20 protein-coding genes and 2 tRNA genes are annotated in these 20,691 nt (G+C 49.2%); 4 read left to right on the top strand and 18 right to left on the bottom strand.

Annotation, left to right across the window (positions count from 1 at the left end):
- Positions 1-51 precede the first annotated feature (51 nt).
- The 7 genes from pheS to AAC007_RS07880 form a co-directional block, all read right to left on the bottom strand.
- Entirely contained in the window at positions 52-1,068 is a 1,017-nt protein-coding gene (pheS, locus tag AAC007_RS07910; RefSeq protein WP_339675798.1) for a phenylalanine--tRNA ligase subunit alpha, read from the bottom strand.
- A gap of 165 nt (positions 1,069-1,233) precedes the next feature.
- A complete protein-coding gene (gene rplT, locus AAC007_RS07905; RefSeq protein WP_103685876.1) occupies positions 1,234-1,590 on the bottom strand; it encodes a 50S ribosomal protein L20 in 357 nt (118 codons plus the stop codon).
- A 31-nt stretch (positions 1,591-1,621) separates the two neighbouring features.
- On the bottom strand, positions 1,622-1,816 hold the full coding sequence (gene rpmI, locus AAC007_RS07900; RefSeq protein WP_008247190.1) for a 50S ribosomal protein L35: 195 nt from the start codon (positions 1,814-1,816) through the stop codon (positions 1,622-1,624).
- 56 nt (positions 1,817-1,872) lie between these two features.
- Positions 1,873-2,409: a translation initiation factor IF-3 gene (gene infC / locus AAC007_RS07895; protein ID WP_219043066.1), complete on the bottom strand. Its 537-nt coding sequence runs from the start codon at positions 2,407-2,409 to the stop codon at positions 1,873-1,875.
- A gap of 2 nt (positions 2,410-2,411) precedes the next feature.
- Entirely contained in the window at positions 2,412-4,337 is a 1,926-nt protein-coding gene (gene thrS, locus AAC007_RS07890) for a threonine--tRNA ligase (RefSeq protein WP_339675787.1), read from the bottom strand.
- Positions 4,338-4,466: 129 nt separating this feature from the next.
- Positions 4,467-4,745, bottom strand: a complete 279-nt coding sequence (locus AAC007_RS07885) for a DUF1488 family protein (RefSeq protein ID WP_219041919.1) — start codon at positions 4,743-4,745, stop codon at positions 4,467-4,469.
- A 46-nt stretch (positions 4,746-4,791) separates the two neighbouring features.
- The gene (locus tag AAC007_RS07880) at positions 4,792-5,193 is read right to left on the bottom strand and encodes a thermonuclease family protein (protein WP_339675786.1); all 402 of its coding nucleotides are present in this window, start codon (positions 5,191-5,193) and stop codon (positions 4,792-4,794) included.
- A gap of 411 nt (positions 5,194-5,604) precedes the next feature.
- Between AAC007_RS07880 and AAC007_RS07875 the strand changes: the two genes are divergently transcribed.
- Both AAC007_RS07875 and AAC007_RS07870 read left to right on the top strand, forming a co-directional pair.
- Positions 5,605-6,552: a hypothetical protein gene (locus tag AAC007_RS07875; RefSeq protein ID WP_339675783.1), complete on the top strand. Its 948-nt coding sequence runs from the start codon at positions 5,605-5,607 to the stop codon at positions 6,550-6,552.
- A 2-nt stretch (positions 6,553-6,554) separates the two neighbouring features.
- Positions 6,555-8,165: a hypothetical protein gene (locus tag AAC007_RS07870; protein WP_339675781.1), complete on the top strand. Its 1,611-nt coding sequence runs from the start codon at positions 6,555-6,557 to the stop codon at positions 8,163-8,165.
- A gap of 34 nt (positions 8,166-8,199) precedes the next feature.
- Here the strand turns inward: AAC007_RS07870 and AAC007_RS07865 are convergent.
- A tRNA-Val gene (locus AAC007_RS07865) sits at positions 8,200-8,276 on the bottom strand.
- Between the two features lie 107 nt (positions 8,277-8,383).
- Entirely contained in the window at positions 8,384-10,408 is a 2,025-nt protein-coding gene (gene uvrB, locus AAC007_RS07860; protein ID WP_219041923.1) for an excinuclease ABC subunit UvrB, read from the bottom strand.
- A gap of 191 nt (positions 10,409-10,599) precedes the next feature.
- Between uvrB and AAC007_RS07855 the strand changes: the two genes are divergently transcribed.
- Together AAC007_RS07855 and AAC007_RS07850 are read left to right on the top strand one after the other, a co-directional pair.
- Positions 10,600-10,675 (top strand) — tRNA-Asn (locus AAC007_RS07855).
- Between the two features lie 150 nt (positions 10,676-10,825).
- Positions 10,826-11,170: a hypothetical protein gene (locus tag AAC007_RS07850; protein ID WP_296434843.1), complete on the top strand. Its 345-nt coding sequence runs from the start codon at positions 10,826-10,828 to the stop codon at positions 11,168-11,170.
- A gap of 1 nt (position 11,171) precedes the next feature.
- On the opposite strand, the gene AAC007_RS07845 is transcribed toward AAC007_RS07850, so the two are convergent.
- From AAC007_RS07845 to aroA, 9 genes are all read right to left on the bottom strand, one after another.
- A complete protein-coding gene (locus AAC007_RS07845) occupies positions 11,172-12,944 on the bottom strand; it encodes an SLC13 family permease (RefSeq protein WP_339675778.1) in 1,773 nt (590 codons plus the stop codon).
- Between the two features lies 1 nt (position 12,945).
- A complete protein-coding gene (locus AAC007_RS07840) occupies positions 12,946-13,917 on the bottom strand; it encodes a DHH family phosphoesterase (RefSeq protein ID WP_295871148.1) in 972 nt (323 codons plus the stop codon).
- Between the two features lie 42 nt (positions 13,918-13,959).
- Positions 13,960-14,661 carry an orotidine-5'-phosphate decarboxylase gene (gene pyrF, locus AAC007_RS07835; protein ID WP_339675777.1) on the bottom strand — a complete coding sequence of 234 codons (702 nt, stop codon included), beginning with the start codon at positions 14,659-14,661 and terminating at the stop codon, positions 13,960-13,962.
- Between the two features lie 8 nt (positions 14,662-14,669).
- Positions 14,670-15,869, bottom strand: a complete 1,200-nt coding sequence (locus AAC007_RS07830; protein ID WP_339675775.1) for a lipopolysaccharide assembly protein LapB — start codon at positions 15,867-15,869, stop codon at positions 14,670-14,672.
- A 6-nt stretch (positions 15,870-15,875) separates the two neighbouring features.
- On the bottom strand, positions 15,876-16,169 hold the full coding sequence (locus AAC007_RS07825) for a lipopolysaccharide assembly protein LapA domain-containing protein (RefSeq protein WP_219041929.1): 294 nt from the start codon (positions 16,167-16,169) through the stop codon (positions 15,876-15,878).
- Between the two features lie 77 nt (positions 16,170-16,246).
- On the bottom strand, positions 16,247-16,543 hold the full coding sequence (gene ihfB, locus AAC007_RS07820; RefSeq protein ID WP_219041930.1) for an integration host factor subunit beta: 297 nt from the start codon (positions 16,541-16,543) through the stop codon (positions 16,247-16,249).
- A gap of 121 nt (positions 16,544-16,664) precedes the next feature.
- Positions 16,665-18,344: a 30S ribosomal protein S1 gene (gene rpsA / locus AAC007_RS07815; protein WP_219041931.1), complete on the bottom strand. Its 1,680-nt coding sequence runs from the start codon at positions 18,342-18,344 to the stop codon at positions 16,665-16,667.
- Between the two features lie 332 nt (positions 18,345-18,676).
- Entirely contained in the window at positions 18,677-19,381 is a 705-nt protein-coding gene (gene cmk, locus AAC007_RS07810; protein WP_339675771.1) for a (d)CMP kinase, read from the bottom strand.
- The gene (gene aroA / locus AAC007_RS07805) at positions 19,378-20,679 is read right to left on the bottom strand and encodes a 3-phosphoshikimate 1-carboxyvinyltransferase (protein ID WP_339675769.1); all 1,302 of its coding nucleotides are present in this window, start codon (positions 20,677-20,679) and stop codon (positions 19,378-19,380) included. Before aroA ends, cmk begins: the two co-directional genes overlap by 4 nt.
- Between the last annotated feature and the right edge of the window lie 12 nt (positions 20,680-20,691).

The raw sequence follows: 20,691 nt of genomic DNA, 5'->3' as shown, positions 1-20,691 counted from the left end.
AAAGCTTTTGGTTAGCAGGTACTTAAGCTGTCTACAGACACAGAAACCGGCCTACTTAAATTGGGCGAGAAAACGCAGATCGTTTTCAAAAAACAAGCGCAGGTCATTCACGCCATAACGCAACATTGCCAAGCGCTCAACACCTAGACCAAAGGCAAAGCCCGTGAAGCGCTCGGCGTCGATATTAGAGGCCTCAAACACGCTCGGATGCACCATGCCGCAACCCAGTATTTCAATCCAGCCAGTGTGACTGCAAACTCGGCAACCTTCACCACCACACATTACACACTGGATGTCGACTTCTGCCGAAGGTTCAGTAAACGGAAAATACGAGGGCCTAAAACGAACGCTAAGCTCTTTTTCAAAAAAGCTCCGCAAAAAGGATTCAAGCATACCTTTCAAATCGGCAAAGCTGGTGTCTTCGCTTATTAATAACCCTTCCACCTGATGAAACATCGGGGTATGGGTTAAATCCGAGTCGCAGCGATAAACTCGCCCCGGACAAATCAATTTCATTGGCGGTTCGCTACTCTCCATCACACGAACCTGCACCGGTGATGTATGCGTGCGCAATACCATCGAGTCATCAACGTAAAAGGTATCGTGCATGGCGCGCGCTGGGTGGTGAGCGGGGATATTTAGCGCTTCAAAATTATGATAATCGTCTTCAATTTCTGGGCCTTCAACAACCTCAAAACCGATGCTGCCAAAAAATTCACTGATGCGCTCTATAGTGCGAGTTACTGGGTGGAGACCACCGGCATGCTGACCTCGGCCAGACAGGGTGACATCAATTTTTTCAGCCTCAAGACGCGCATCAACAGCGGCTTGATCGAGGCGCAGCTTCGACTCAGAGATCTGATCAGACAGAGCCTCTTTCACGCGGTTAATTTCTGCGCCCGCTGCGGGCCGCTCTTCTGCAGACAAGCCACCAAGCCCTTTTAATAGCGCAGTGATGTGACCTTTTTTACCAAGATACTCAACTCGCACCTGATCCAGCGCCTGCGCGTCTGTTGCGGCACTGATTTTTGCCGCCGCTTCCGCCGCCAAGCCTTCAAGATTTTCCATTCTGCGCTCCCAATCTCTGCGCTACTGCCCCGCTAATGAGCCTCACGGACATCATTAGCGGTGACTTAAATTAGTGTCTTAAAAACAAAAATAGGGAAAGGGCGCTAGCCCTTTCCCTATAATAAAACTAAGCACAATGACCGCCACGCAACGGTCAAACGCTTTTTAAGCTAAGGCTGATTTCGCGCGTTCTACGATCACAGCAAAGGCTTCTTTGTCATGTACTGCCAAGTCAGCTAATACGCGACGGTCTAAAGCGATGTCTGCCTTTTTCAAGCCAGCGATCAAACGGCTATAGCTTAAGCCATTAGCACGTGATCCTGCATTGATACGAGTGATCCACAAAGCGCGGAATACGCGTTTCTTGGCACGACGGTCACGGTAAGCATATTGACCTGCTTTAATTACCGCTTGTTTCGCTACACGATAAATACGTGAACGAGCGCCGTAGTAACCTTTGGCTTGTTTCAGAATCTTTTTATGACGACGGTGTGCGGTCACACCACGTTTTACGCGGGGCATAGTATATTCCTCTTAATCTCGATGACGTTTATCAGATGGCGCGCAACATGCGGTCTACTAGAACTTTGTCCGACTTATGGACAGCACTAGTACCACGTAATTGACGCTTACGTTTGGTGGTCATCTTGGTCAAGATGTGGCTTTTATGAGCGCTTTTACGCTTATAACCGCTACCGGTTTTCTTGAAGCGTTTTGCCGCCCCGCTGTGTACTTTTTGTTTTGGCATCGTTAGATACTCCGCATTCTCAATGTAAATTAATTCAAGTAGGCCCTAAGAGCTCGCTACTTTTTCTTTTTCGGAGCAATAACCATGGTCAATTGACGACCTTCCATTTTAGGAAATTGTTCTACAGAACCTAATTCAGCAAGGTCTTCTTCAACCCGCTTCAATAGCTGCATACCCAATTCCTGGTGGGCCATCTCACGACCGCGGTAACGCAGGGTTACCTTGGCTTTATCTCCGTGTTCAAGGAAACGTGTCAGGTTGCGTAGTTTTACCTGATAGTCCCCGTCTTCCGTACCTGGGCGGAACTTAATTTCCTTAACCTGGGTTCGAACTTGGTTTTTTCGGGCCGCAGCTTGCTGCTTTTTGGCCTCGAAAACATGTTTGCCGTAGTCCATCACTTTACAGACGATTGGGTCCGAATCAGTGATCTGTACTAAGTCTAATGTCGCTTCTTGCGCAGCTTTCAGCGCTTCCGCAAGGGGAACAACGCCAACCTGGTTGCCCTCAGCGTCGATCAAGCGTACTTCATTAGCTTCAATTTCTTCGTTTATCGGCGCACGTTTGCTGCGCCCTTTTGCGTTATCGCGTTTAATTGCTAGTTCTCCGAATTTGCGCGGCTACGTTTAGCTACGCTATCTGCGAGGAGTTTACTGAGGTCATTAATTGATACCGACCCCAAATCTTCGCCACTGCGTGCACGTACCGAAACAGTCTGGGTTTCGATCTCGTTGTCACCTACAACAAACAAGAACGGAACCTTCTGAATTGTGTGCTCGCGGATTTTAAAGCCGATCTTCTCATTTCTCAAGTCCGCATCGACTCTAAAGCCACTATCTCGCAATAAATCTTGCACATTACTCACATATTCGGCCTGTTTGTCCGTAATATTACAAATTACGGCCTGCACGGGAGCCAGCCATACCGGAAATGCACCTTCGTAATGTTCGATTAAAATTCCGATAAAGCGCTCAAAGGAGCCCAATATTGCGCGGTGCAACATGACAGGAACTTGGCGCTGCCCTGCTTCATCAACATATTGCGCACCCAATCGCCCTGGCATTGAGAAGTCGACCTGAATCGTACCCAGCTGCCATACCCGACCAATACAATCTTTTAGTGAGAATTCGATTTTGGGGCCGTAAAACGCCCCCTCACCCGGAAGCAATTCCCAAGGCAAACCTTTACTGTCTAATGCTAAGGCCAAGGCCTGTTCAGCGCGATCCCAATCTTCTTCACTGCCCACGCGCTTTTCTGGACGCGTAGACAGGCGATAAATCACCTCGCTAAAGCCAAAGTCTTCGTATACCTCGTGCAGGAAATCGATAAACGAGGCCACTTCTGGCTGAATTTGATTTTCAGTACAGAAGATATGCGCATCATCTTGAGTAAAACCACGCACCCGCATAATGCCATGCAGGGAACCGGAAGGTTCATTGCGATGACATGAGCCAAACTCAGCCAAACGCAAAGGCAGGTCGCGATAGCTTCGCAAACCCTGATTAAACACCTGCACGTGGCAAGGGCAATTCATGGGCTTAACAGCGAAATTGCGCTCATCCGCTGTTAAGGTAAACATACCGTCACTGAATTTATCGGCGTGACCCGATTTTTCCCACAGGGAAATATCGACCACCTGCGGCGTGCGTATCTCTTTATAGTCATGTTTATCCTGCTGCTTGCGCATATATTGCTCAATCGCTTGGTAAATACTCCAACCCTTGGGGTGCCAAAACACCATGCCCGGCGCCTCTTCCTGCATATGGAAGAGATCCAGCTTTTTAGCTACTTTGCGGTGATCACGTTTTTCAGCTTCGGCAATACGATTTAAATAGGCTTTCAGCGCCTTTTTATTACCCCACGCCGTGCCATAGATACGCTGCAACATGGCGTTAGCTTGATCACCACGCCAATAGGCGCCTGCTACCTTGGTCAACTTAAAGGCATTCAATTTACTTGTGCTCGGCACATGAGGGCCGCGACACAAGTCCATCCACTCACCCTGCTTATAAACAGAGATGTCTTCGTTACCAGGCAGATCTTTAATAATTTCGACTTTATATTCTTCGCCAAGATCGCCAAATGCTTTTACTGCTTCTTCGCGACTCATCACTACACGAGATATCGCCAAGTCCGCAGAGGAAAGTTCGGTCATTCGCGCTTCAATTTTCTCCAGATCTTCTGGGGTAAACGCGCGCTCGTATGCGAAGTCATAATAAAAGCCGTCTTCAATAACGGGGCCGATGGTCACCTGTGCGCCAGGAAACAAATCCTGCACAGCCATCGCCAACAAATGCGCGGTCGAATGCCGAATAACATCAACACCCTCTTCGTCACGCTCAGTGATAATTCCCAGTTCGGCGTCGTCAGTAATCACAAAACTGGTATCGACAAGCTTGCCATTTACCCGGCCAGCGAGCGCGGCCTTAGCTAGACCAGGACCTATATCAAAGGCGACATCGGCAACAGAAACGGGGGCATCGAAAACACGCTGACTTGCATCAGGAAGGGTAATTACGGGCATTGCACTTTCCTTTCAGTGGTGACCCCTACTAAAGGCCACGTGAGTAATTGAAAAACATAGAAATTTTAGGTCGACTATTATGCGGATTGTGGCTGCGAGCTGCAAGCTTATCTAGGCAACCGGACACCGCTAAAGTTGATACTCGATGCATCGCAACAAGGTAACCACGACAGGGCCATCATCGTGAGGCAAGCGCTCCCCAAGAACAAACCGTTCAACCATACTTTCAAAGCGAGGCCGATTCTGCTCGAAGTTCTCAATCGCCTGCTCAACCGTATCTGCGGTCTGGAAAAAATCTACCAATGCAGTCCGTGATATCGCAAACACATAGCGCTTACCGTGAATAGAACCCGCAAATTTCAAACCGCTAAATTTGCTATCCCACCAAAAGTCCGCTTCAAACTCCATAAATCCCACTCACCGCAAGGCTAATTTTAACAAGACATACTGACACTCAGCACCAGACGATCTTTTTGCCGCCAGTATAAGGCACCGCAAATCCTTGGCTTATCAACTGATCACCAAGACTCATACCGTCAATCCAAACCTCGGCCAATAGACGAAAATATTTATCTCGCTCGATAAAGCGCAACTCAATGACCCGCCCTTCTCTAAGCCGACCGACAGAGAATTGCTTGGCAGCTCGCGCCGCGTCTTTTTCGGACTGACACTTGCCACGCAGCTCTGGCGTATCAACCCCTTTTATTCTCACCGGCATACTCTCGCCAACCACCGACGGCCAACCGGCAATATTTACCCGAAAGGTATCTCCGTCATAGATAGTACGCACTTCCGCCACAGTTGCACTGCCAAACTCAGCGGCACCGAGGCCGGATACTAAGAGAACCGCAAACAAAAAACAGACGGGCTTAGCGGAAAAGCCCTTAGTAAATAGCGCTAATTTAATTGGTGTATTCCCGACTTATAACAAAGCAATTAAGCGAGTCGGGAATCCCTTTTCCGAGGCTGGCTGAGTATTAAAAATACTGTGGCGAGTATAACAGTTTGTTGCTAAACATGACTGAAGGATTTTTGAGTAGCCAGTAACATAACCAAGCGCATACAACTAATACACTCCCCACTAGGACTTGCAGTAGAAAGCCAGATTATTTATCTTGAACCCAGATAAATAATTATGCAGCTATCTACCCCGTTTTTCTGGCTTTTCCATTCAGCTTCTTCGTAGTAGTCACGCGCCCACCATAGCGCTTGTTGTATAAAACAAATTTTAATACCCCCGACTCATTGCCTTGCCGAGGATCCTACATTGACGCAGACATTGTTGAATCGCACCTTGTCGATACCGTTTTTAATTTCTACCACACTAGTAACAGCCGCCTGCGTCTATCGAATGCCTCCCGCTCCGATCTACCAAGAATACAAGGACGCGATGAAACCAACGACATTTGACTATTCGCTGCCCGCACTCAATCTGCCCGGTTATGAAGACTTAAAAGCGGAATTTCTCGCGAACCGTGAAACAGCGAGGCCTGAAAATCATTTGAATACCGATCTATCAAGTTACGAATTGTGTGGCAATGTCGATGCTCCAGACCCAAATATAACAACGCCAAAGAGCGGCAAGAAACGCTCACTGATGGCGTCAGCACGTTCGGCGCCAAAGACGACCTTCGTTAACGGCTATGTTGTTTATGAGGTCTATACCCCAATTGGGCAATGCCGAAGCTGGAAACAGTCCGACCATTATCTTCACTCTATTCAACAGCGCGAAGCTAATATGGGGGAGAAAGATCACATCGGCATTCAGGAAGATTGGCAGCGCACCCAAGTGAATAATCAGCGCCACTTTGTTTTGGGCTATGGAAAATTTCAAACGGTTTCCTCAACATTTTTGGACGAGGCTTCAGAGGAGGCTGCCGCGGGTGACCAATACGCCGCAGATATGAAAGAGGATTTCATGAAGCCGAGGTTTACCTTCAGCGCGGTACTTTCTTACCCTAGTAATATAGAGGGTAAGCGTGACACTGTCTCGATCGTCGACCTCGCTGATATCAGCGGTAAGTTTACCACTATGGTAGTGACCCATATTGATGAGCAACGCAAGAAGATACTCAGCTACGACGCCGCGGAACTCAAAAGCGTGTTACGGATGAAGAATGGGCAAATTCACGGCTTATATGAGATAAGCGATGGACCGAACACCTGCTATGAGGCGGGTATCGTGGTTGAAAAAGCCAACTGTGAGACCTTTTAAGAATGACTATTTATCGAATTCGCGGCACGTTAATAACGGCGTTTGCTTTGCTATTACTGGCAGCCCCGAGTATGGCCAAAACCATTGCTGTTCGACACTATGTTGAGCATTGGGCTTACGTGCCCCTCGCCATGCCTGTGGACCGGTGTAAAATCAGTGTGGTCAACGGTGAGTTTGCCTGCCCAGAACACGATCTGTGTGTCCGGGGTGATTGTATCAATGGTGTAGGCACCAAGCAGACCCGTGATGGCAACCTTAGCTACCATGGCCGTTGGCAGCAGGGCAGACCTGTGGCTGGGGAATACACGGTGACTTATCGCGGCCAACAGTTCCGATCGATTTACGATGAGCAAGGCCTTATTCTTGAGGGTTTTCTTCGTTCTAGCGACGCATACTACGGGGATCCTGATTATTTTGTCGGCACGTTTAAACACTACCAACACCCCTTTACCAAAAAGATCATACCGCTACCGGATTCCGGCACCTATTACTTTGCTAGCGGCGTGACCTTGCAGGGTGATTTTATCGCCATCCCCACTGTTGGCTCGGCTGGTCGTGACGACCTCCAAGGCAGTGGCCCTATCGAAATGAAAGACGCGTTTAACCTGTTCTTTGTCGGCACAGTAACTCTTGGTAAGGAGAGCGAGACAGGTATTTATGTGCAACGCGAATATGCGGTGGCCGAACCTCTGGATATGATGCCCTCTGATAAGCCAACTATCGAAAAAATATACCAGGAGTACCAAGCTGAGGTCGCACAATATGAACGCTACCAAGAGCGTAAAGAACGTACAAAACGTCGAAAAGAGCAGGAGCAAGCGCGCAAGGCAAAAAACAGAATGCCTTGGGATAAAGTCTTTGCGCTGGCAGCGGGCGCTGCGCTCGCAAACTCAGCGGATATGCCAGCAGATGCCAAGTCAGAATTTATCACCGCGTACAGCAAAGACGTACTGAGCGGTTCTACAGACAACTTGGCGAGCATGCAGTCCCGCTATGGCGACAACCGCTCGGTGGACGAAATTTTTCGAGAAGGAAATAGGGAATTACAAGCCATCGTAGACCAAAAGGTGGCTGCTTACGAAGCCGCTCAGAAGCCGATTTCTGCGGCGTCAGCAAACGGTTCTAGCACGGCGATGTCCTCGCGAGCACCAGGCAATTCGACAGGCCCAAACACCATGATACCCTCACCGGCGTCGGGATCTAATAGTGCTGGCATTTCAGGTACCGCGAAGCCGAAAACGGCAGCGCCGCTGTGTAGCAGTTTTAAGCTCACATCAAACCGCACCCGCACCACCGTTGTTAACGGCACAAGCGTTAAGCTGAGCACCGACATCTCCCCTTCTATTGCGGGAACCTACTGGTTTAGAAACGCACCCAAGGGCGAGTCAGGCACGCGAATGGTCATCAAGCCCGGCGGTAAAGCGATACGCTATGAACCAGGCAGGGAAGTCGATTTTTCATGGGGCATAGCCCTGCGCGACGACGGTAAGCTGGAGTGTCCAGACGGACGGCTGTTAGTGGCTGTAGAGTATGAATCCGGTGAGCAAGAACACGAAGTAGCTTATTTGCTCGACGGTAACGTTTGTGTGGGAGGCATGTTCTTCTGTCGCTGATGCAGCGGCAGCCTCTACTGAGGATTAAACGAATTGGTACGACCGAGTGGATTCGAACCACCGACCCCCACCATGTCAAGGTGATGCTCTAACCAACTGAGCTACGGTCGTACAAAGCGTGCTGGCAATCGTCGAATCGCTTGCCTAACAAGGACGCGCATTATAATCACGCGCTTACATCAGCACAAGGTTTTAACCCAGATTAATACATGGCCGATTCAGCTAGCAAAGAAGCGCTGTTTTATCTCTGACAATTTATCCCTTACATTCGCCGCCGCTTCAAACTCAAGATTCTTAGCGTGCTTCTGCATATCTTGCTCTAGGGTTTTCAGCAGTTTTGCCAACTCGGCATTCGACATACCTGCTGCGTCTAACAAATAGTCACCTGAAGGCTCAGCAACCTTCTGAACATTGCCACGCTGCTTTTTCTTGGAGCCCGGTATCGCGCCGGCGTCGAGAATATCTTCCACTGACTTTATAACGCCAATGGGAATGATATTATTTTTGAGGTTATGCGCTATCTGCTTTTCACGACGTCGAGTGGTCTCGTCTATGGCTCGCTGCATAGACCCAGTAATTCGGTCGCCATATAGAATCGCCTTGCCATTCAAGTTTCGCGCAGCACGGCCAATGGTTTGAATCAGTGAGCGCTCGGATCGCAAAAAGCCCTCTTTGTCCGCGTCTAAAATGGCAACTAGCGAGACCTCTGGCATATCCAAACCTTCGCGCAGCAGGTTTATTCCCACCAAGACATCAAACTTACCCAGGCGCAGATCACGAATTATCTCAACCCGCTCGACGGTATCTATATCCGAGTGCAAATAGCGGACCTTTACGCCGTGCTCATCCAAATACTCAGACAGGTCTTCCGCCATGCGTTTCGTTAACGTCGTCACCAGCACGCGATCGCCGACCGCCGTGCGCAATACAATCTCTGACAGTAAATCATCTACCTGAGTACTCGCCGGCCGCACTTCTATCTCTGGGTCAATCAAGCCCGTCGGCCTTACCACCTGCTCAACAACGCGGGCGGAATTCTCTGCCTCGTAATTCCCGGGCGTGGCAGAGACTAAAATAATTTGTGGTACCAAGCGCTCCCACTCATCAAATTTCATCGGCCGATTATCGAGCGCCGACGGCAAACGAAAGCCATATTGGACTAAGGTTTCTTTGCGAGATCTATCGCCCTTATACATCGCGCCTATCTGCGGAATAGTCACGTGGGATTCGTCAATCACGACTAAGGCATTTTCGGGCAAATAATCAAAGAGAGTCGGCGGTGCCTCGCCAGGATCTCGACCAGATAAATAGCGCGAGTAGTTTTCGATTCCGTTGCAATAGCCTAACTCGCGAATCATCTCAATATCGTAGCGGGTGCGCTGCTCAAGACGCTGGGCTTCAACTAGCAACTCATTGCTGCGCAGGTGCTCCAAGCGCTCGACGAGCTCCTCTTCAATGAAGTCGACCGCTTTTAACAAAGTTTCGCGCGGTGTTACGTAATGGCTCTTGGGATAAATGGTGATGCGTGGATATTTGCCGTAGGATTCTCCGGTGAGGGGGTCAAATCCTGTAATTGACTCTATTTCGTCATCAAACAGCTCTACCCGAACTGCATTCTTATCACTCTCGGCAGGGAAAATATCAATCACATCGCCACGGACACGATAAGTGCCACGCTGAAAGGCAATGTCATTGCGAGTGTATTGCAGCTCTGCTAAACGGCGAAGAAGCTTGCGCTGATCAATGCGCTCGCCACGCACTAAGTGCAAGATCATTTTGAAATACTGCTCTGGATCACCTAAACCGTAAATTGCGGATACCGACGCCACAATAATCGCGTCGGAGCGCTCCATTAACGCCTTAGTTGCCGACAATCGCATTTGCTCAATGTGGTCATTAATCGACGCATCTTTCTCAATAAACGTGTCTGAAGCGGGAACATAGGCCTCGGGTTGATAGTAGTCGTAGTACGACACAAAATACTCAACCGAATTATTGGGGAAGAACTCTTTAAACTCGCCATACAGCTGTGCAGCTAAGGTTTTATTGGGCGCCATTACAATGGTTGGGCGCTGGACTGATTGGATAACGTTTGCAATCGTAAAGGTTTTACCTGACCCGGTCACACCTAGTAAAGTCTGTGCGTGCAAACCCGCATTGATGCCCTCGACTAAACCGGCAATCGCCGCTGGCTGGTCCCCTGCAGGAGCAAATTTCGACACAACCTGAAATGGCTTACTCATAAACTTGACCGCAGCAAAACCCCCATCTTAACGTGCAGCGCCCCCTGCTGCAAAGCAGCTCACCACTCATAATAAACGTGCTAAACAGCGGAAATTGCTCACAAAATCACCAAAACAAGAAATTCTCACCTCAGGGGTTGACGACCCCAAGAAACATCCTTAATATGCGCGGCCTCAGCTGTTAAAGCTGTTCCGCCTTAGCTCAGTTGGTAGAGCAAATGACTGTTAATCATTGGGTCGCTGGTTCGAGCCCAGCAGGCGGAGCCAAATCTAAAAGGGCTTATGTGCAAACATAGGCCCTTTTTTTCGTCTGAACAAACTCCAAATTAAACAAAGACGAGACAGGCTATACTGCACCCATGTCATGATTAAATAGATGAGATGCGAAATGGATCTAGCTAACAACGGACAAACCATATGAAAGCGCGATTTACCTTCAGTGCAACGATTCTTACACTGCTTCTTAGCAACCATTTATACGCGCAGACCCGTGATTTCAGTTCAGCGCACAAAAAAATCGAGCGCGCACTTGAAGGCGCCGTCGGCTTCCCGGGTAGCGATGCTATTTGGGTAAAACACAACGCACTCTTAATTGCTGTCGCCAAAGGCGCCGTCAATGAAAAAAAATATGCCAAACAGGTGTGCAGGTTTCTCGGAGCGAATGGTTTCTCTAGCCAAAAAGTGTCGGTAATTATTGTCGATCAAGCAGAGCTTCGAAGCCACAACCAATGGTCGCAGCTCGCCGAAGCTCAATGTGAGTAAATCAGAACGGCCACACTAAAGGAGCGATAAGTACCGTTCCCAATCCGACTATAAAGGTGAGCGGTATTCCCATCTTAAAGAAGTCACTAAATCGATAATCCCCAGGACCATAGACCATTAGGTTGGTTTGGTATCCGATAGGCGTCGCAAAACTGGCCGACGCCGCCATCATCAAAGTCACAGCGAACGGCAGCATACTTACCTCGAGCTGCTGACTCGCGGCCAAGGCAATAGGGAAGACAATCACCGCAGCGGCCAAATTAGAAATGACCGCAGAAAATAGCGTTGTTACAATAAAAATAGCCGCCAATGTCGCCATAGGGGACCCGGCAGCCGCGCCGACGATACTACCAGCAATGACCGAAGCCGCCCCCGTGGACTCCAATGATCCACCCAGGGCGATAGACGCGGCAATAACCAACAAGATCTGCCAATCAACGCTACGCCTTGCATCAGCAGCACGAATACATCTGGTCGCGACCATTAAACCCGCAGCTAAGAAAGCCGCCTTTAACATTGATAGCCAACCTACTGCCACCACCAACACCATTGCGACCATGATGATGCCAGCACGGCCACGATGCTCGTGACGCACAGGGCGTGAATTCTCGATAGCACTGACCAGCAAGAAATCACGCGAGTAACGCTGATTGGGAACAAAGTCCTCATAGGCCTCAAGCAACAAGGTATCACCTGGCTCTAACTCAAGATCACCAATTCGTCCCTTGAGGTGCTCGCCATTACGAGAGATAGCGATAATCGCCGCACCGTAATTATTGCGAAAACGCATTTCGCGCACCGGTCGACTTAAATGGGGGAAGTTGGGTGATATCACGACTTCGACTAAGCAGCGAGATAAATTATTATCGCCAAGTTTGAAGGCCTGGTCCTCAGCCAACCTTAGACCATGAAAGTTTTTCAAGTCGACAACCGAGCGCACATCTCCAGCAAAGATCAACCGATCGCCACCCATAAGAATTTCTTTGGGCGAGACTACCGTCATCAATCGTTCGTCGCGGACAATCTCAATTAAGAACATCGCCGGTAACTGCCGCAAGCCAGCCTGCTCAATAGATTGCCCAATCATTGGACTGCCGGGCTCAACTAACATTTCGATAATATACTGACGGGTGTCACCAAACCGTTCTGCCTTACCGTTGCTCGTCGGCAACAAATAGCGGCTGGTTACGATGGTAAACGCGACAACCAAAATCGCACAGGGTAAACCAACCCACGCTAAATCAAACATGCCCAACGTTTGCTCGGGCAAGCTATCCAACATCATGCCGTTAACAACCAGGTTGGTACTGGTTCCCACCAAGGTGCATGTACCGCCGACAATGGCCGCATAGCTCAGGGGAATCATCAACTGCGATACCGGCAAATTATTGCGCTTGGCCCAATCTCGCACTGCGGGAATCATCATCGCCACCACGGGCGTATTATTTAATATCGAGCTAAATGCTGCGACCGGCGCCATTAGCCGAAACTGAGCCATGCGCACGGACTTTGGACGGCCCAATACATTCAGGGAAATCCAACTCACTGCACCGGTTTCAGACAGCGCCTGCGCTACAATAAATAATATACCGACAGTGACCATACCCTCATTAGCCATACCCGCCAACGCTTCTTTGGGCGTGAGAACACCAAGCAAGAGTAAAATCACAACACCACCGCACAAAATAATATCGGGTGGCCGCCGGGTAAAAATCAACGCCAGTAAACAACCTGCAATAACACTCAGGGCAATCCATGCATCAAGGGTGAACATATTAGTTCGATAAGCTCCGATAGAACTCTTGGAATTTCTCAACAAACGTATTAAGACTTGTTACCGGTAAATCATTTATGCCAGCAGCGGCGGCTCGACCACCACCTGTTGGAAATTGCCGGCAAAATTCGTCTGCGCCACGCTTATTATTAAGCGGCGCGCGAATACTTACTAGATAGTTACCATTATTTTTTTCAGTTAATACAGCGTGCGCACGATCCGGAAAATCATTGGCCAAATCATTACTGTAAACTCCACTGACCCGTCGCGCCCAGCGCTCATCCGGAAGAATAAATACTGCACTTACTTCATCTGCATGAACAGCAGGTAATTGCGCCGCCGCACGCATATCATTGTTATAGCCTTCTTCTAACTGAGAAAAGGTCTCTGCCGCCTCTTTCATAAACTGTCGCGGGCTGGCAAATGGCGCAATACGACGATAGAGCTCAGCCGGCGGAAAATGCAAATCTTCGATACTGGCGCCGTAACCATTGTAGTTAAGGTAGATGCCGAGGTTTTCTAACTGCTGCAACTCCTCATCACTTAGCTCTAAGGTTTTTGCAACCGCCATTGCGCTATTACGAAGGTTGTCACCAAAGGCACCAACTATTGCCCACTCGGCGAACTGCCCTTTTAACATACCGTTAACCAATAAACTGGTACACACATCTGAAGCGGGATTAATATTTACCGTTAAATTAGCGTGCTCAGGAATGTCGCCGGCAAAATGGTGATCTACGTAAGTCACCTCTGCTCCAGCCTGCAAGGCGGCATTTAGGCCATCGCGATTTTTATCGAGCGAGACATCTAACACCGTCACAATGTCACCTGCTTGCGCGGTCACTTTGTCGAGTAAATTTATATCTCGCTTGACACCGGTAACCAACACACTGTCCTGTGGGTTTGCGCTGCGCAACTGAACCAAGGCGCACAAACCGTCTGCATCACCGTTAAAAACATCAATTACTGCCATTTGATTTATTTCCCTATTTTTAAAAATGTGGTCGCTTAAATATCAATAGCCGAGCGAAGCATTAATCTGCTTTAACATCGCCAAAGGATCTGCACTGCGAGTAATGGGACGACCAATGACTAAATAGTCGCTACCCATCGAAATCGCCTCACTTGGTGTAGCAACACGCTGCTGATCACCTAGGGCACTGCCTTCTGGTCGAATACCCGGCGTAACGAGTAAAAAATCATCTGGAATTTGGCCGCGCAATATAGACACTTCTTGCGCCGAGCACACTACCCCATCTAGACCACTATCCGCCGTCAATTTAGCAAGGCGCCCCACCTGCGAGACCGCGTCATCATTAACCCCAATACTGCCAAGTTCATTACTTTGCATAGACGTTAAAACGGTTACTGCAATTAATAAGGGAGCATCCTTACCAAAAGGTGCTAGCGCGGCTTTCGCAGCTGACATCATTTTTCCGCCACCCGAGGCGTGCACATTGACCATCCATACACCCAAATCTGCGGCAGCGGCAACCGCTGCAGCTGTGGTGTTGGGAATATCATGAAACTTTAAATCCAGAAAAACCTCAAATCCGCGTCGCTGAAGATCTCGTACCACGTCAGGGCCGAATAAAGTAAAAAGCTCTTTTCCTACTTTTAGGCGACACAGCGAAGGGTCAAGTTTGGCAACCAGAGAATCAAGTTCAGAGCGCACCGCAAAGTCCAGCGCAACAATCAGCGGGGATTTTTCAGCCATAATGTAATTTAATCACCTTGTATTCCACGAATGGGCGCAATGGTACCCCACTGCTCACAGCTGGGACACAGCCAGTGCAGTTTTTGACCCGAAAATCCGCAATGTCGACACCGGTATGTGGGACGCTCAAACTTAAGCTGATCTAATAGCTGGCGCACTAATACCACGCTCGGCCCGCGGTCTTCCTCAGACCTATCGATCACAGCCGACAACAGTGCCAAGGTCGGGCGATGCATTGCCGCGTCACACAGGTAACTGAGTGCTTTGTCGTAGCCATCGCGCTCGGCCATGATGACAGTAGCCTCAATAATAAAGGCGGCACTATTTACCTGTACGGCAATACGCTGGAGTGCATCGAGATAAGCGCTACGATCCCCAAAACCTGAAAACGCTTTCCTAAAAATTGGCAACACTTCACTCGCATACGCGGGTTGACGCTCGATGACAGTATGCAAAAGATCCAATGCTTGCTGTGGCTTTTTTTGGCTAATCGCAACATCAGCTGACAGCAAATACGCCCTTACATTGCTACTGTCATACCGACGCGCCATCTCGAGCTCTTTTGAAGCCGATTTAATATTGTGAGCAGCGAGCAAGGGCTGAGCTTTTTCGCAATAATAGTGGCTCAGGGCGCACTCGACCGCCCTTTCGTCAGCTGTCGGCGTGGCTTGTTTTTTTAACCAATGGCGCTGCGGTAAACGCAAGCGCGCAATAGCAATAGCTTGATCCCATTCCTTTTCACTTTGGTAAATGTTTTGCAGGTGCGCAAGGGCGTCCATACGATATATCGTTGACTCATCAACAACATCTCTCAGTAACCGCTCGGCACGGTCTAGCAAGCCTGCAGATATATAGTCTCTCGCCAGCTCCAGATGCACCTGGTACAACTTATCTTTCGGTAAGCTAGGTCTCGACAATAAATTTTGATGGATACGAATCGCTCCATCGACCTCACCTTTACTGCGCATTAAATTGCCCAGTGCCAAGTGGGTCGGCAGCGTTTCGATATTCACAGGCAACTCATTGATGACGGTCATTACCGCTGCGCCAGCCTGCTCGCTGAGCAGATAATTTAAGCCCTTGTAATAGGAACTCGCATTGTCATCAATACTGCTGGATTTTTGCTTTGGACGATACCAATAGCCAAGTAACCAGCCGCAGGCAACCGCGATGAGAATAAATAGAAATTGAAGCAGCTCTGCACTCATTCCAAATTAACTACTTATAACTTGGTTTCGGGCAAGTTTAGTTTTTTCAGAATTTAAAAGACGGCGCAAACGGAGGCGCGAAGCCTGTAAACGCAAAATAACGATTGAGCTAGCTGCCACTCCTGCTAAGCCACCAACAAAGAATGCCAGTATCACCCAAGTAGACAAGCGCTGCGCAGGAAGCTCAGCAACAAGGACATTTAAAGGCACCAGCACATCATTTTGGATGGTAAACAAAAGACCGAAAGCCAAAACTAGCAGCAGTAATAGAAATACTAAAATTGAACGGATCAGACGCATCTAACCTTTTTCCAAAAAAAAACGGTATGGTCAATGACCATACCGTTTCTTTAATCATAACGCTAGCCGAACCAGCACTAAGTGCCTGACTCTAGGCTCAAATTTACGCGTTCACGCAATTCTTTACCCGGCTTAAAATGCGGTACATATTTACCGGGCAACTCAACCGTATCACCGGTTTTAGGGTTGCGCCCCATGCGAGGCTCCCGATAATGCAGGGAGAAGCTACCAAAACCCCGAATCTCTATTCGATCACCCGTCGCTAAAACCGTCGACATATGTTCAATCATGGTTTTAACCGCCAACTCAACGTCTTTATGAGACAGCTGCGGCTGACGCTCGGTAATCAACTCAATTAATTCAGATTTGGTCATTGCTTGTTCCCGTTGTTTCCAACAATCAAGCCTAGCTTAGCATTTTTTTGCATATAAGCCAGATAGTTACGAGCAATTACTCAAAGTAAGTGCCCGTAACCTAAGACTCAGTCAAAAGACCTTAGTCTTTATTTTCCATCTGAGCTTTGATCAAGTCGCCGATTGTTGCAGGAGCAGCAGTTTCGACTTCTTTTTCACGCAGTGACTTAACAGCTTCTTTCTCGTCATCAACGTCCTTGGCTTTAATAGACAAGGTCATTGCGCGGTTTTTGCGATCTACACTGATGATTTTAACTTCAACAGCATCGCCCACTTTTAAGACATTACGCGCATCTTCTACTTTATCGCGGCTAATTTCAGACGCTTTCAATACGCCTTCCACTTCTTCGCTCAGTACAACGATAGCGGCTTTCGCATCGACTTCTTTAACTACACCATTAACAATGGCGCCTTTATCGTTTTCAGCAACGTAGTTAGAGAACGGGTCGTCTTCAAGCTGCTTAATACCTAAAGAAATACGCTCACGCTCTGGGTCGATAGACAGAATGACAGTCTCGATCTCGTCGCCTTTCTTGAACTTACGCACGGCTTCTTCGCCAGTTTCGTTCCAAGAAATGTCTGACAAATGAACCAGACCGTCGATGTTGCCATCTAGACCAATGAAGATACCGAAGTCAGTAATAGACTTGATAGCGCCCTTGATCTTGTCGCCTTTGGTGAATTGACCACCGAAAGCATCCCATGGGTTCTGCTGGCACTGTTTGATGCCTAGAGAAATACGACGACGCTCTTCGTCGATATCCAGGATCATCACTTCTACTTCGTCGCCAACATTAACCACTTTAGATGGGTGAATGTTTTTGTTAGTCCAATCCATTTCAGAAACGTGAACCAGACCTTCAACGCCTTCTTCGATCTCAGCGAAACAGCCGTAATCAGTCAGATTAGTGACCTTAGCTTTAACGCGTGAGTTCTCTGGGTAGCGCGCTTTGATAGCAACCCATGGATCTTCGCCAAGTTGCTTCAGACCCAAAGACACGCGATTGCGCTCGCGGTCGAACTTAAGGATACGCACGTCAATTTCTTGACCCACTTCAACGATTTCACTTGGGTGCTTAATACGCTTCCAAGCCATATCGGTGATGTGCAACAGGCCGTCAATACCGCCCAAATCTACGAATGCACCGTAGTCGGTCAAGTTTTTAACGATACCTTTAACAACCATACCTTCTTGCAGAGATTCCAGCAGCGCTTCGCGCTCTTCGCTGTTTACGCTCTCAAGAACGGCGCGACGAGAAACAACAACGTTATTGCGTTTCTGGTCCAGTTTAATGACCTTGAATTCAAGCTCTTTGCCTTCTAGGTGCGCAGTGTCGCGAACCGGACGAACATCAACCAAAGAACCGGGCAGGAACGCACGGATGCTGTTGATATCGACAGTAAAACCACCTTTAACCTTGCCATTGATAATACCAATAACCGATTCTTCAGCTTCAAAAGCTGCTTCAAGGGTAGTCCACGCCTCAGCGCGCTTGGCTTTTTCACGTGACAGTTTGGTCTCGCCGAAGCCGTCTTCTACCGACTCCAGAGCAACCTGAACTTCGTCACCGATAGACAATGTAAATTCGCCGCTATCGCTTAAGAACTGCTCGCGGGGAATAACACCTTCAGATTTAAGGCCTGCGTGAACAGTTACCCAATCGCTATCAAAATCAATAACAACGCCGGTTACGATTGAACCGGGTTTCATATCAATGGTTTTTAAACTTTCTTCAAATAGATCAGCAAAGCTCTCGCTCATTAGTCATTACCTGAGTATTTAATAGTGGCAACGCCACCGTATCGCCGTGTATCCAGCTTACACGGGTCAATTCATATTGCCTCAATACAACGCCAGCTGGTGTTTGCGCTGCATGCGACGGTTTTTAGTTAGTCTTTGAGACATTGCACGATTGCTGCTTTATTCTCTGGCGGCGTTGAAAACGTACTCAATCGGTCATTTATAAGTATAAATTCCCTCATTTACCGTTCCCGCTGGTCACTCGCACAAGTGCGTGATCTCCGCTGCGCTACGGTTCGTGCGCTTTCGCCTTGCCAGAAAACAAAACCTCGGCTCGTGGCAAAGGTCTCAATTTACAAACTAACAAGACGAGCGTTAACTTCCGTCAACACTCGGTTAAACACTTCATCTATGCCCAAGCCGCTGCTATCAATATGCACAGCATCGTCTGCGGGCTTTAAAGGAGCCAATTCACGCTCAGAATCACGCTTATCGCGAGCGCGTATCTCCCCTAAAAGGGTCGCGAGGTTAACATCATCGCCACTTGATTTCAACTGATTGTAGCGGCGCTCGGCACGCTCCTCGGCGCTTGCGGTTAAGAATATCTTGACCGGCGCGGTGGTGAATACCACCGTACCCATGTCTCGACCGTCAGCAACCAAACCTGGCGCCTTGGCAAAATTGCGCTGACGACCCAACAAGGCACTGCGCACAGCAGGTAATACCGCTACTTTCGAGGCCAGCATGCCGGTGACTTCCGTACGCAAATCGCCACTAACGTCCGCGCCTTCCAATAGCACACGAGTCGGTTCGCCGGGTTCACCGGCAACAAATTCAACGTCTAAATTTGCCGCCAATATGGCGATGGCTGCTTCGTCATCAAAGGCGCAGCCGTGTTTATCTGCCGCCATACCAACCAAACGGTACAAGGCGCCGCTATCTAATAAATGCCAGCCGAGGTGACGTGCTAATTTTTGACACAAGGTACCTTTGCCAGACCCGCTGGGACCGTCGATGGCAATTACCGGTGCAGCTAGCACTGCTATTGAATCACTCATGCCTGCACTTCTATATTCATACCCAGCCCTGCGGCCAGTGACACAAAATTGGGAAAAGACGTCGCCACATTATCGCAGCCTGTCACTCGAATAAGCTCGCTTGCCCGCAAAGAGGCAACGGCAAATGACATGGCGATACGGTGATCGTGATGACTCTCAACCGTTGCACCGGTGATCTGCCCACCTTGAATAACGATACCATCTTCGGTCGGCACGGCGCTGATCCCCATGGCTTGCAAGCCATCAGCCATGACCTGAATACGATCGCTTTCCTTCACCCGCAATTCCTCCGCGCCGGTTAATACCGTCTGCCCTTCAGCGCAAGCAGCGGCCACAAACAATACAGGAAACTCATCGATCGCCAAGGGCACCTGATCCTCTGGAATATTGATACCTTTAAGCATCGCGTGACGAATGCGAATATCCGCCACCGGTTCGCCACCAATTTCGCGCTCATTAAATACCGTAATATCACCACCCATCGCGCGCAGAATGTTTATCACGCCAATGCGGGTCGGGTTAATACCGACGTGCTCCAGCGTTAAATCTGCATTCGGTGTAATGCTCGCAGCCACCATAAAGAAGGCAGCCGAGGAGATATCCGCAGGCACATCTATATGTACCGCTGTTAATCGTCCGCCGCCCTGCAGCTTGGCAACCGGCCCATCAACCTCAACATCGTAGCCAAAGCCGCGTAACATGCGCTCACTGTGGTCGCGGGTTGGCGCCGGTTCCGTGGTACGCGTTTCGCCCTCGGCATACAATCCGGCCAACAGCACACAGGACTTCACCTGCGCACTCGCCATCGGCAGCACATAATCAATACCTTTCAAAGATTGACCGCCGCGCAACGTTAATGGCGGACGTCCACCTTCGGCGGTTTCTACCACGGCACCCATATCGCGCAGCGGCTTGGCAACACGTTCCATTGGACGCTTACTTAATGACACATCGCCGGTCATGGTGACGTCGAACTTCTGTCCGGCCAGCAAGCCAGCCAGCAAGCGCATTGAGGTACCGGAATTGCCCACGTAAACATCGCCGCTCGGCGCCTTTAGGCCGTCGCGACCAACACCATGAATGACCACTCGGCCATTTTCTGGACCTTCAATTTCGACACCCATTGACCGGAATGCATTCAACGTCGACAGCGCATCTTCACCTTCTAAAAAACCATCCACGGTGGTCACACCATCGGCAATCGCCCCTAACATAATCGAGCGGTGCGAGATTGACTTATCTCCCGGAACTCGGGCCGTGCCGCGCATTTGACCACCGGGCTGTAACAAGAAATCCACGATAAAATTCTC

This window comes from uncultured Zhongshania sp. (genome assembly GCF_963975605.1).
Taxonomy (GTDB): domain Bacteria; phylum Pseudomonadota; class Gammaproteobacteria; order Pseudomonadales; family Spongiibacteraceae; genus Spongiibacter; species Spongiibacter aquimaris.
The sequence above is the reverse complement of the archived record's forward strand: the minus strand, read 5'-3'. Positions and strand labels throughout refer to the sequence as shown.

Bases quoted from the DNA above. Each gene is read 5' to 3' on its own strand.
- thrS (WP_339675787.1), bottom strand. From the start codon at position 4,337: ATGCCCGTAATTACCCTTCCTGATGCAAGTCAGCGTGTTTTCGATGCC.
- AAC007_RS07850 (WP_296434843.1), top strand. From the start codon at position 10,826: ATGAAAGCGCGATTTACCTTCAGTGCAACGATTCTTACACTGCTTCTT.
- AAC007_RS07885 (WP_219041919.1), bottom strand. From the start codon at position 4,745: ATGGAGTTTGAAGCGGACTTTTGGTGGGATAGCAAATTTAGCGGTTTG.
- AAC007_RS07825 (WP_219041929.1), bottom strand. From the start codon at position 16,169: ATGCGTCTGATCCGTTCAATTTTAGTATTTCTATTACTGCTGCTAGTT.
- uvrB (WP_219041923.1), bottom strand. From the start codon at position 10,408: ATGAGTAAGCCATTTCAGGTTGTGTCGAAATTTGCTCCTGCAGGGGAC.
- AAC007_RS07830 (WP_339675775.1), bottom strand. From the start codon at position 15,869: ATGAGTGCAGAGCTGCTTCAATTTCTATTTATTCTCATCGCGGTTGCC.
- AAC007_RS07845 (WP_339675778.1), bottom strand. From the start codon at position 12,944: ATGTTCACCCTTGATGCATGGATTGCCCTGAGTGTTATTGCAGGTTGT.
- ihfB (WP_219041930.1), bottom strand. From the start codon at position 16,543: ATGACCAAATCTGAATTAATTGAGTTGATTACCGAGCGTCAGCCGCAG.
- rplT (WP_103685876.1), bottom strand. From the start codon at position 1,590: ATGCCCCGCGTAAAACGTGGTGTGACCGCACACCGTCGTCATAAAAAG.
- pyrF (WP_339675777.1), bottom strand. From the start codon at position 14,661: ATGGCTGAAAAATCCCCGCTGATTGTTGCGCTGGACTTTGCGGTGCGC.
- rpsA (WP_219041931.1), bottom strand. From the start codon at position 18,344: ATGAGCGAGAGCTTTGCTGATCTATTTGAAGAAAGTTTAAAAACCATT.
- rpmI (WP_008247190.1), bottom strand. From the start codon at position 1,816: ATGCCAAAACAAAAAGTACACAGCGGGGCGGCAAAACGCTTCAAGAAA.
- AAC007_RS07840 (WP_295871148.1), bottom strand. From the start codon at position 13,917: ATGGCAGTAATTGATGTTTTTAACGGTGATGCAGACGGTTTGTGCGCC.
- pheS (WP_339675798.1), bottom strand. From the start codon at position 1,068: ATGGAAAATCTTGAAGGCTTGGCGGCGGAAGCGGCGGCAAAAATCAGT.
- cmk (WP_339675771.1), bottom strand. From the start codon at position 19,381: ATGAGTGATTCAATAGCAGTGCTAGCTGCACCGGTAATTGCCATCGAC.
- AAC007_RS07870 (WP_339675781.1), top strand. From the start codon at position 6,555: ATGACTATTTATCGAATTCGCGGCACGTTAATAACGGCGTTTGCTTTG.